The organism is Luteibacter pinisoli (assembly GCF_006385595.1).
Lineage (GTDB): Bacteria > Pseudomonadota > Gammaproteobacteria > Xanthomonadales > Rhodanobacteraceae > Luteibacter > Luteibacter pinisoli.
Genome location: NZ_CP041046.1, coordinates 2,770,791 through 2,782,461 on the forward strand (window position 1 = coordinate 2,770,791; position 11,671 = coordinate 2,782,461).

At 67.1% G+C, this 11,671-nt stretch carries 9 protein-coding genes; 4 read left to right on the forward strand and 5 right to left on the reverse strand.

Going from position 1 to position 11,671, the window contains the following annotated elements; all coding sequences use genetic code 11:
• Positions 1–85: 85 nt before the first annotated feature.
• The 4 genes from FIV34_RS12575 to FIV34_RS12590 form a co-directional block, all read right to left on the reverse strand.
• A complete protein-coding gene (locus tag FIV34_RS12575) occupies positions 86–3,172 on the reverse strand; it encodes a ligand-binding sensor domain-containing protein (RefSeq protein WP_139983260.1) in 3,087 nt (1,028 codons plus the stop codon).
• Positions 3,162–4,706: a putative bifunctional diguanylate cyclase/phosphodiesterase gene (locus FIV34_RS12580; RefSeq protein ID WP_139983262.1), complete on the reverse strand. Its 1,545-nt coding sequence runs from the start codon at positions 4,704–4,706 to the stop codon at positions 3,162–3,164. Before FIV34_RS12580 ends, FIV34_RS12575 begins: the two co-directional genes overlap by 11 nt.
• Positions 4,707–4,832: 126 nt before the next feature.
• Positions 4,833–6,887, reverse strand: a complete 2,055-nt coding sequence (locus tag FIV34_RS12585) for a S9 family peptidase (RefSeq protein WP_139983264.1) — start codon at positions 6,885–6,887, stop codon at positions 4,833–4,835.
• Between the two features lie 59 nt (positions 6,888–6,946).
• Positions 6,947–7,237: a GNAT family N-acetyltransferase gene (locus FIV34_RS12590; RefSeq protein WP_139983266.1), complete on the reverse strand. Its 291-nt coding sequence runs from the start codon at positions 7,235–7,237 to the stop codon at positions 6,947–6,949.
• A gap of 127 nt (positions 7,238–7,364) precedes the next feature.
• Here FIV34_RS12590 and FIV34_RS12595 point away from each other — a divergent pair, with 127 nt between their 5' ends.
• The 4 genes from FIV34_RS12595 (at position 7,365) to FIV34_RS12610 (ending at position 11,041) form a co-directional block, all read left to right on the forward strand.
• Positions 7,365–7,790: an OsmC family protein gene (locus tag FIV34_RS12595; protein WP_139983268.1), complete on the forward strand. Its 426-nt coding sequence runs from the start codon at positions 7,365–7,367 to the stop codon at positions 7,788–7,790.
• A 120-nt stretch (positions 7,791–7,910) separates the two neighbouring features.
• Entirely contained in the window at positions 7,911–8,816 is a 906-nt protein-coding gene (locus tag FIV34_RS12600) for a CorA family divalent cation transporter (protein WP_170207622.1), read from the forward strand.
• Between the two features lie 3 nt (positions 8,817–8,819).
• The gene (locus FIV34_RS12605) at positions 8,820–9,752 is read left to right on the forward strand and encodes an oxygenase MpaB family protein (protein ID WP_139983272.1); all 933 of its coding nucleotides are present in this window, start codon (positions 8,820–8,822) and stop codon (positions 9,750–9,752) included.
• A 221-nt stretch (positions 9,753–9,973) separates the two neighbouring features.
• Positions 9,974–11,041, forward strand: coding sequence for a GGDEF domain-containing protein (locus tag FIV34_RS12610; RefSeq protein ID WP_139983274.1), 1,068 nt, complete (start codon positions 9,974–9,976; stop codon positions 11,039–11,041).
• Between the two features lie 55 nt (positions 11,042–11,096).
• Here the strand turns inward: FIV34_RS12610 and sodC are convergent, their stop codons facing one another.
• The gene (sodC, locus tag FIV34_RS12615) at positions 11,097–11,639 is read right to left on the reverse strand and encodes a superoxide dismutase family protein (RefSeq protein ID WP_139983276.1); all 543 of its coding nucleotides are present in this window, start codon (positions 11,637–11,639) and stop codon (positions 11,097–11,099) included.
• Positions 11,640–11,671 lie beyond the last annotated feature (32 nt).

Here is an 11,671-nt window from a genome sequence, read left to right on the forward strand (position 1 = left end):
AGGCTGGTGCGGCGTCAGCCGCTAAGAACATGCATTCGCGCCAGCGAATGATCCGATTCAGAAGCGTCAGGCCAAAGCCAAACCTTTAAAGGCTGGCAATCCGACTCCGATTACGCCCGTCGTTCTTCGCCTCATACAACGCCTCATCCGCCCGACCCAACAGCGAATTCAACGACTCCGGCGCACGCCACATCGCCACGCCCGCGCTCACCGTAATCCGGATCCGGTAATCCCCATGCACGATCACCTGCGACGCCAGCGCATGGCGCACCCGCTCCGTGATATCCAGCGCATGCTCCGCCAACGCCCCCGGCAAGCAAAGAATAAACTCCTCGCCGCCAAAGCGCCCCGCCAGGTCATCCGCCCGGCACATCGACGAAATCACCCGCATCGTCTCGCGGATCACCGTATCGCCCGCCAGATGGCCGAACGTATCGTTCACCGACTTGAAGTCATCGATATCCAGCAACACCACGCTAAACGGAATCCCATCCTTCGCCGCCCCCTGGCGCACGCGCTCCGCCTGCTCAAGGAAACGACGGCGATTCAGCGAGCCGGTGAGCTCGTCCGTACCCGCCAGGTGATCCAGCCGCTCATTCGCCGCCTTCAGGTCACGCGTGCGTGCCTCCACCTGCGCCTGCAACAGCTCGGCGCGGCGACGCAGGAACAGCGTGCGCAGGTACACCAGGCCAAAGAACGCCGCCACGGCCAAGGCCACGCCCAACAGCAGCGTCCACGGGCTCTCATACCAGCGCGGCACCACCTCCACGCGCACGGATGTCTCGATCGTGCGCGCATCCAGCCCGCGCATCGTCGCGCGCAGGCGCAGCGTGTAGGTCCCACTGGAAAGGTTCGTGTAGATCGCACTCGGCGGGATCCCACGCGCCACTTCATTCCACGCGGTATCCGCGTCATCCATGCGATACGCGTAATGCGTTTCCTGCGGGGCGCGGTAATCCAGCAGGGCGAAATCCACGCGCAGGTTACGGCCGTCACCGCTCACCCGAATACGCCCGCCCTCGCCCGGCAATTCCGCCAGCGGCACGGACTTATCGTTCATGGCGATATGCGTCACCGTCAGGCGCGGCGTCGCCATCTGCGGGGCCACCCAGTACGGCCGCACCACGGTGAGGCCGCCCAGACCGCCGAACATCAGCTCGCCACCCGGCGCCTCGGCCGCCGAACGGTGAATGTAACTGGGGATGCGCAGGCCATCGCGGATGCCGAGGTCAAACACCCGGTGGCTGGCGGCGTCGACCATCGCCACGCCATTGGCCATCGACGCCCACACACGGTCGTCGTGGTCCACCAGCAAGGCGTTGATCTTGGTGTTCACCAGGCCCTCGCGGGCACCGATGACACCGAACTGGAAGGGCCCGCGCTCGCGGAAATCATCCAGGTAGGCAATGCCGCCAAAGGTGCCCAGCCACAGCCGATGGTGTGAATCAAAGGCCATCGAGCCGGTGTAATCCTGCGGTAGGCTTTTCGGGTCGGCCGGGTCGTGGTGGATATTCGTGAAGCCCGGTTCGCCGTCGTAAGCGATGCTGATGCCGCTGATGGTGGCGAACCACCACGAGTTGGCCATGCGCACGATGTGGCGCACCTGGTCGCCGACGAGGCTGCGCGGATCCTTCTCGTCGTGGCGCATCTGGCGCAGCGCACCGGTGAGCGTGTTGTAACGGAACAGGCCGTCATAGGTGCCGATGAGCAGGTCGTTGCCGTCGCGCTGCATCGAAAGGATCAGCCGGCCATCGAGGCTGGGAATCAGCGAACTCGTCAGCGCGAAGGTATTGGAGTCGATGCGCGAGATGCCCTGCGCGCCCGCCCAGATCGAGCCGTCCGGCGCGACCACGAACGCCTGCACGTCGCGCTCGGCCTGCTCGCCGCCTAGCTGCAGGTGGCGCATGCCGCCACTGCCGAGATCCAGCACGTCGATGCGGCCCATGCCCAGGCCCAGCCACACGCGGCCGCGCGGGTCGACGAACACGGCGTGCACGTTCGCGTTCGACAGCGTGTGCGACTGCAGCGGCGACGGCAGCACGGAAAACACCTTGCGGCCGTTCGGGTCGTAATGCGCGGCGCCCAGCTCGGTCGCCACCCAGATATTGCCGGCCCGGTCCTGCAGGATGTCGCGGGTAATATCACCGGGCAACGACGAACCCATCGCCGCATCGTGGGACAGCGCCCGCAGCTGGCCGGTGTTGAAATCGTAGGTGACCACGCCGGCGCCATCGGTGGCGGCCCAGAGCACGTGCTCGGGCGTTTCGCGGAACGCACGGATGGTGCGGCGGCGCGCCAGGCCGGTCTTGCCGGAATACCCGGGTACGGCGTGGGCGTGGCCGTCGGGCGTGATGTACACCGCGCCGGACTGGCCGGTGCCGATCCACATGCGGTCCTTGCTGTCTTCGTACACAGCCCATGCCTGGTCGTGCAGGATGGGATCGATCTCCGGATCCGCCGACACCACGCGCGTGAAGTGGCCACCGGGCCGGCGCACGAACACGCCATTGTCCAGGCCGACCCAGACGTTGCCGGCGCGGTCTTCAGTGACCGCGAAGGTACGCGGCACCATCGACGTATCGTCACCCGGCAGCCCGGACGCGTGGGTGATCTTGCCGGTGGTGATATCCAGCCGGTCCAGGCCGCCTTCGGTGGCAATCCAGAAAATGCCCGGCTCGCGCGAGCGCGCGATGGCGAAGATCTTGCCGTGCGAGGTACCGCCCTTGCCCACCGGATAAAGATGGAAACGCACCGTGTTGGGGTCGAAGCGCAGCAAGCCACCGGCATTGGTGCCGACCAGCAGGCCACCGTCGTCCAGCGGCATCAGGGCGCGCACGTAGGCGTCGGGCAACACGGCGCCACCGTAGGAATCCGGCTCCTGGCCGAACACCTGCATGCGGTAACCGTCGTAGCGAGCCAGGCCGCCGAAGGTGCCGATCCAGATCAGCCCGGCCTTGTCCTGGACGATGGCCGTGGTGGTGGAATGCGGCAGGCCGTCGGCAACGCCGACGGTGTCGAACCACGCGGTTTCATACGCGGCCCAGGGATCGACGCCCACCTTCGGTGCCACCTGTGCGAGGGCACCGCCCGCGAAAACGCAGGCCAGCAAGGCAAGCAGGAGGGCGCGCAACAGCGGAAAGCGGAGCGGCCGGTGCGGACGCTCAGCCTGCATAAGCCATCGATGGATCGAGGTAACGGCTGAACGCATCCGCCGTCATGGGGCGTGCGAAGAAATACCCCTGGCCGATATCGCAGCCCAGGTTGCGTAGCCAGTCCGCCTGCGCTTCGGTTTCCACGCCTTCGGCGATGGTGCGCATGTTGAGCTTCTTGGCCAGGCCGACGATGGCCTCGGTGATCTCGCGGTCGGCCAGGTTCAGGTCGCTGCCGCGGACGAAGCTCTGGTCGATCTTGATGGTGCCCACCGGCAGTTCGCGCAGGTGGCTGAGGTTCCAGTAGCCGGCGCCGAAGTCGTCGATCAGCAGGTCGAAGCCGTGCGAACGCAGCTTCACCAGCTGGCGCAGCGTTTCTTCCGGCTCGCGCATGGCGGTGGATTCGGTGAGCTCGAAGCGGATGCGCGTCGGATCCACGCCGAACGAGCGGACCACGCGGTGCAGCGTCTCGACAAAGGCCGGCCGGCTGAGCTCGTGCATGGAAAGGTTGATTGCCACGTAATCCACATGGCGGTCGGCGGCATCCCAGGCCTGCAGCTGCGCCAGCACCGAGCGCAGCACGTATTCACCCAGCGCGTGGATGAGCCCGGAGCGCTCGGCCACCGCGACAAACAGCGTGGGCGGGACATCGCCGCGCACCGGATGGTGCCAGCGCGCCAGCGCTTCCACGCCGGCGAGGGTGCCGTCGCGCAGGTTGCGCTTGGGCTGGTATTCCACGTCGAGTTCGCCGCGCTGCAGGGCTTCGCGCAGTTCCACGGTGAGGGCCAGGCGCTCGCGCGCGGCCTCGAGCATGCCTTCTTCGTAGAAACGGAAGTCGGCCTTGCCGGTTTCCTTCACCGCATACATCGCGGCATCGGCATTGCGGATGAGTGCCTCGGCGACGTGGCCGTCCTTCGGTGCGATGGCGACGCCGATGCTGGGGCTCACCGCCACCAGCTGGCCCGCCACGTTGACCGGCTGCGAGACCAGGTCGAGCACCTTGCGGCACACCCGCACCAGGTTCTCCAGGCCGCCGTACGACTTGACCACCACGACGAACTCGTCGCCGCCGAAGCGCGACACGGTGTCGCGTTCACGCACGCTGCTGCGCAGCGAGGTGGCCACGGCGCGCAGGAAGGTGTCGCCGGCCTCGTGGCCGAGCGTGTCGTTGATCGACTTGAAGCCGTCGAGGTCGATGAACATCACCGCGAGCATGCCGTCCAGCGGCTCCTTCAGCGCCTCTTCCAGTTCGTGCATCAGGAAGGCGCGGTTGGGCAGGCCGGTCAGGGTGTCGTGGTAGGCATGGAAGGCCAGGGCCCGGCGGGTTTCCTCGCGCGGATCCTTCAGGCGGGCGTTGAGCTTGCGGCGCTGGGCCATGAGCATGCCGATGACCACCGAGGCCACGGCACAGACCACCACCAGCGAGACCAGCCAGCCGAGGCCGGCGCCGCTGGTGCTGAATCCCGAGCAGCTGACATCGCCCGGCCCGATAAAGGGCCAGCGCGCGCAATGCGAGGCGGCATGGTGCATGCCGCTGTCGACGCTGGTTGTCAGCACGCCTTGCTCCGACCCGGCTTAGCCAGGCGCTGGGACCATCCAATCATCCCCTGCTTATCGGCCACGGGGCTTCCTTACTTTAATGTTCCGCCGGACGCATGATGCTGGCTCGGCGGAAAAACGCAATCACTTGCCCTTGGCCGGCTCGCGCAGGTAGGTGTCGAACCAGGCCAGGGCCCGGGCCAGGACGTCCCGGCGGCTGGATTCACGGGCAAAACCGTGGCCTTCACCGGGGTAAACGACCAGCGACGTGGGCACGTTCTGGGCCCGCAGGGCGTGCCAGAACTCGAACGACTGCGGTGCCGGGGTTTCGGCGTCGCGTTCGCCGACCACCACCAGGGTGGGCGTCTTCACGTTCTTGATGTAATTGATGGCCGAGCTCTTGCCGTAGACGCCCGGGTCGTCATACACCGAGGCCCCGAAGTACGGCTTCATCCACTGGTCGATCAGGTTCTGGCCGTAATAGCTCTGCCAGTTGGAGATGCCGGCCCCGGCCACGGCCGCCTTGAAGCGGTCGGTCTGGGTCACGGCGAACATGGTCATGAAGCCGCCGTAGCTCCAGCCGGTGAGGCCGAGGCGGTGATCGTCCACCGGGTGGCTCTTCTCGATGGTGTCCACGCCGGCCAGCGCATCGCGCAGGTCGCCGTAGCCGAAATCCTTGCGGTTGGCCTGGACGAACGCCTCGCCCTGGCCGTAGCTGCCGCGCGGGTTGGGCATGAACACGAAGTAGCCGAGGGCCGAGAGCGGCGCCGGGCCGTAGCCCTGCCCCGGCCAGCGCGGCAGCACGGCCGCGGCGGGGCCGCCGTGGATCGAGACGATCATGCCGTAGCGCTTCGACGGGTTGTAGTTGGCCGGGTACAGCAGCCAGCCCTGCACGTCATGGCCTTCGTTCTTCCAGGTGATGGACTCGGCCTTGCCCCAGGAGGGCTTGAGGCCGGCGTTGAACGCGGTGACGGCCACCGGGGCGGCCTTGCCCGCCAGGTCGGCCACGTGCACTTCAAACGGCTTGTCGAACGCGCTGGCGATGAACGCGGCGTGGCTGTTGTCCTGGCTGAGTGACAGCGACATCGACAGGCGGCCATCGCCCAGCGACATCGGCAGGTCGAACAGCGTGGTCGGCGTGGCGGCGCCCTGCGCCGGCACGGCGTAGCTGGAGACCCGGCTCGAACCGGCCACCTGCTCGGAGACGATCAGGCGATCGTCGGCGGCCCAGGAGAGCCACACCGGCGTGGTGTGGGTGTTCGGGGTGATATCGGTGGGCGTGCCGCCGCTGGCCGGCACCGTCCAGATATCGCCACCGGTGGAACCCTGGTCGCTCATCAGGCCGCCGATGAAGGCGATGCGCGAGCCGTCCGGCGAGAAGCGCGGCACGGCCATCTGCAGGTCCTTCAGGCCGCCCTGCAAGGTGCTGGTATCCACCACCACCTCGTTCTTCGCACCGGCGGTGGCCGGCTGCACGTAGAGCTTGGCCACCCACCAGTTGTTGTCGCCGGGCGGCTGCGCGGCCACGTAGGCGATGCGCTTGCCGTCGGCCGAAAGTGCGTACTCGTAGACATGCAGGCCCGCCGGGGAGAGCACGTGGACGGCGCCGCCGGCGGCGTCCACCGTGGCCACCTGCTGCACCTCGATGCCTTCCACGCCTACCTCGCCCAGCTGCGGCTTGGCCGCGGCGGTGGCGCTGGCCCGGCGGGTGGCGTTGGGCACGTAGAGGAAGCCGAGCTGCTTGCCGTCGGCCGACCAGGACAGGCCGTCGACGTAGCCGGTGAGGTGGGTGAGCCGCTTCGGCGCGGCCTTGCTGGTGATGTCGACGACGTTGATGTCGTTCTGCTTGCCCTCTTCCACGCCCGCGGTCTTGCCGGCGCAGTCGGAAAGGAAGGCCAGGTGCTTCGAATCGGGGGCCCAGGCGACGCTGGTTTCGCTGCAGCCCTTGGTGGCCGTCACGCGGCGGGCGTTGTGGCCATCGGCGTCGGCCACTTCCAGCACCGGCTTGCCGTCGGTCTTCACGGCCCAGGCCAGGTGCTTGCCATCGGGCGAGAGCGCCACCGATTCCACGGTGCGGACCTTGGCCAGGCCGTCCAGGATGGCGGCGATGCGCGGATCGTCAGCTTTCGGGGCGGGTTCGGCCTGGGCAGCGGTGGCACAGGCAAGCGCTACGGCGGCGGCGATCCAGGTTGTACGCATCGGGTGGGCTCGGGTGTGTAGGTGCGGTGAAACCTAGCACACCCGGTGCCTTTGCCGGGTCACACCAGCAGGTTGGCGAACTCCGTGTTCCGCTTGAACCAGGTGTCGGCGTAGGAACAGGCGGGATGCACCTTCCAGCCGGAGGCTTCCGCGCACTGCACCGCCTTGCGGGTGAGCAGGTTGGCGATGCCGCGCCCCGCCACCGGGCTGGGCACGCCGGTGTGGGTAATCACCATGGTCTTGCCTTCCAGGCGGTACTCCAGCACGCATTCCTGGCCGTCCACCTCTACCTGGAACACCGCGTTGGCCCGGTCGTGCTTGATGTCCAGCGGTTTTGCCGTCGCACTCATCGTCGTTCTCTCCAAGCTATCCGGAGCGCTCTTTCGCATTCTCTCGATGGACCGGGCGCTAGCGTTGTCGAAGATCAAATCATGCGCGCCTTCACGAGCACAATCCATCACCCACAGGAGAGAGATCATGCAGAAATGGGGTAAGGCTGTCTGGACCGGAAACATCAAGGAAGGCCAGGGGCTCATCTCGAGCCAGACCGGGGTACTCAAGGACGCCCCCTACGGGTTTGCCTCGCGCTTCGAGGATGGCCCGGGCAGCAACCCGGAGGAGTTGCTCGGCGCGGCGCACGCGGCGTGCTTCACCATGGCGCTGTCGCTGATGCTGGGCAACAACAACCTCACGGCCGACCGGATCGAGACCCGGGCCGACGTCACCCTGGCCAAGGACGGGGAAGGCTTCTCCATCACCAAGGTGCACCTCACCACCAAGGCCAAGATCCCCGGCACCGACCAGGCCAAGTTCGCCGAGATCGCGAAGCAGGCAAAGGAAGGCTGCCCGGTATCGAAGGTGCTCCGGGCCGAGATCACGCTCGACGCCACTCTGGAGGCGTAAACTGCCCCGCGCCGCCGGCCAGCCCGGCGGCGCGTCTTTGGTAGCCTGGGATACCCAACGCACGTGCTGATAGTCCACGAACACGGCCAACACGAACGCCCCACGATCTGGATGCCCGGGATGGGCCGCCCCAAGGCGCCGATCTGGATCGACCTGCTCGAACCCACCGAGGACGAGCGCCGCTGCGCCGCCGAGATCACCGGCCTGCGCGTTCCCGAGCGCTCCGACATCGTCAACCTGGCGCTGTCCAGCCGCATCCGCACCGACGACGATGCGATGTACCTGTCGATCCCCTACTTCGCCGATACCGACAACGGCCACGCGCCGCAGCCGGTCGGCCTGGTGGTGACCAACCATGTCCTGATGACCTTGCGCTTCACCTCGTCGCCAGCGTTCGACCTGGCCAACGAAAGCTGCGCGCACCAGCACTGGGATTCCAGCGCGGACGTGCTGGCCACCCTGATCGAGGCCATCGTGAACCTGGCCGCGCAGCGGATGGAAGACGTCTCCGCCGAACTGAAGAAGCTCTCCGACCGGGTGTTCACGCCCGAGCGGCTGGGTACGCCGATCCTGCGCGATTGCATGCTGGAAGTCGGCCGCCTGGAAGGGCTGCAGTCGCGCAACCGTTCCTCGATGCTCGGCGTACAGCGCATCGTGTCCTTCGTCCGTGCGAAGAAACCGGACTGGATGGGCGATGCGGTGGAGGTGCGCCTGCGCGTGGTCGAACACGACCTGCGCACGCTGGATGAGTTCGACGACCAGCTGACCAACAAGCTGCAGTTCCTGCTCGATGCCACGCTGGGCTTCATCAGCACCGACCAGAACCACGTGATGAAGGTGCTGACGGTGACCTCGGTGGCCACGATCCCGCCGGTGATCCTGGCCGGCATCTGGGGCATGAACTTCAAGTACATGCCGGAGCTGGACTGGCACTGGGGTTACCCCGTCGCCCTGCTGATCATCGTCGTGAGCATGATCCTGCCGGTGTGGTTCTTTAAGTGGCGCGGCTGGTGGTCGGGGGACTGAGCGATGCTGCGCACCCTGCTTCGCCCCGCCACCGCGCCGATCCGGCGCTGGGTGATGACGGCCTTCCCCAAGCCGCCCACCGGCGGCATCGACTACGAGCACCCCGCGGGCGACCCCGGCCTGTTCGGGCCGAACTCGGTCACCTGGCGCATCCATAACGACTTCTGCGGGATGCTCGCCGGCGGCCTGTGCGCGCTGTACCTGCAGACGCTGCATCCGCGCGCGCTGGCGGGCGTGTGGGACCACTCGAACTTCCGCGAGGATCTGGTCGGGCGCCTGCGCCGGACCACGGCCTTCGTCGGCGGGACGACCTACGCGCCCACCGCCGAGGCGCACGCGATGATCGCCCGCGTGCGCAGCATCCACGCCAACGTGCGCGGCCTGGACGAAGCCGGACAGCCCTACTCGGCCGACGACCCGGACCTGCTGACCTGGGTGCACGTGAGCGAGATGGCCAGCTTCCTGGCCGGCTTCCGCGCCTACGGCCCGATGGACGTACCGGCCGCCGCCGCCGATGCCTACCTGGACGAAACCCGCCGCGTGGCCGAAGCCCTGGGCGCCCGCGACGTGCCGGGCTCGGTGGCGGCGCTGGATGACTACGTGCGCGACATCATCCCGACCCTGGCTTACACCGAGCGCACCCGCGTGGTGCTCGAGGTGCTGGCCGACCTGGACCTGCCCGTGCCGCTGGCCGGGCTGTCGCGCGACATCTTCCTGCATGCCGGTGCCGCCCTGCTCCCGCCCTGGGCCAGCGACCTGCTCCGGCGCAGCGCCGCCGACCAGATGAAGGGCCGCGTGGCCACGGCCACCCTGCGCGGCATGGCGCCGTTGTTCCGCGCCGCGCTCACCGATGGCGTGGCGACGCGCTCGTGCCGACGGGTGGGTGTGGACCGCGGTTTGCTCAGCCATTGGCCCGCGGGCGTTGCCACGATCTAACGCCGTTTTTTGAGACCCTCTTCACAAATCTCGCCACTCCGCGAGAAATTGCTCTAAAGTTCGCGGCTTCACGGTCGCTATAGAGTGCAAGGGGACGTGGGTTGGTATCCCGCGTACCGCGATCATCGGGCTCATACAGGGGGCCCTTCTCGGGGGAGGATGCGTTCGGTGGCATTTCGTAGCTTCATCCGCGGCCCTCAGGCCGCTGGTTCGGTGCGGCCGTGAGGACGCCCTGGCATTCGCTTGCCGGCGGCATGCCGGAATCCCGCCTGCTCGCCTCCGTGGCCGAGTTCACCCATCACCGCGACATCGACGCCCTGGACCACAGCCTCGTGCTGTCCATGGCCGAACTGGTGGCGGTGAAGAGCGTCACCCTGTGCAAGCGCGGCGACACGCTGCAGCACCCGGTGGAATCCCTCACCGTCTGCCTGCGCAACAGCGATGGCCACTGCGTGGTCGAAGCCGTGGAGCCGATGCGCGATGGCGACCCGGTGGAAACCATGGTGTGCGCCATGGAAACGCTGGAAGTGATCACCGATGTGACCGACGAGGGGCTATGCCGCCTCGTGGTGCCGATCATCCGCGAACACGCCGCTATCGGCGCGGTGATGCTCGAAGCCGAGGACACGCTCGACAGCGTGCGCACCATGGTGGAAGGCTTCGCCCGCATCTACGCGAACTACATTGCCCTGCTCAATGAGAGCGAGCGCGACAAGCTCACCGGCCTGTACAACCGCCGCAGCTTCGAGCAGCGCCTGCAGCGCCTGCTGAAGCTGCAGCGCCAGCGTGCGCGTGCTGCGCGCCGTGACGAAGAGCGGCGCACGCATATCGAGGACGTGGCGCAGATCTACCTCGCCATCCTCGACATCGACCATTTCAAGCGCATCAACGACACCTGGGGCCATGTGTACGGCGACGAGGTGATCCTGATGCTGGCGCAGCAGATGCGCGCCTGCTTCCGCCAGAACGACGTGCTGTTCCGTTTTGGTGGCGAGGAATTCGTGATGCTCATCGCCTCCGAAGACGAGGCGGCGGCGGCCGGTGCGCTGGAGCGTTTCCGCGAGCACGTGGCGAATTGGGCGTTCCCCCAGGTAGGCCACGTGACGGTAAGCATCGGCTACGCGCTGATCAGCGAGAACGACTATCCGGAGATCGTGCTGGATCGCGCGGACAAGGCGCTGTATTTCGCCAAGCAGAACGGGCGCAACAGCGTGCAGGGCTTTGAGAAGCTCACGGCACGCGGTGAGCTGGGGGCGCCGGTGGCGCTCGGTAGCATCGACCTCTTCTAAAAGATCGCGCACAGGGTGCGCTCCTACAACCGCCGCGTTGTAGGAGCGCGAGCGGTTATTTGACTACGCCGCAGGCAATCCGATCCCCACCACCGCCCAGCGGCTTCGGCTGATCAGCGTAGTTGTCGCCACCCGCATGGATCATCAACGCATGCCCCTTCAACGTCGCCAGGCTCTTCAGCCGCGGCGCCGTCACGGCCGTCGTATCGGTGCCATCCGCGCCCACGGTGATCTTCGGCAGGTCGCCTTCATGCCCCGCGGCCGAATCCGGGCCCTCGTGCTTGCCGGTGTGTTCCGGATCGAAATGGCCGCCGGCCGCGAGGGCCGCGCCCTTCTTGCCGTCCTTCTTGCCGTCCTTCTCGCCCGGCGCGCAGCTCGGCTTCTCATGGAGGTGGAAGCCGTGCTCGCCCGGCGGCAGGCCCTTCAGGTTGGGCGTGAAGACGAGGCCGCCGGTGCTCTCGCTGACGGTGACGCTACCCACCGAGGTACCGGTGCCATCGGTCGAGACCATGGTCATCGGGACGGTGACGCTGGTATCCGCGGCCTGCGCCGCGCCGCACACGAGCAGCCCTGCGGCCACGATTGCGATCTTTCTCATCTCTCACTCCCCAGTCAGACAAAGGTGACTTG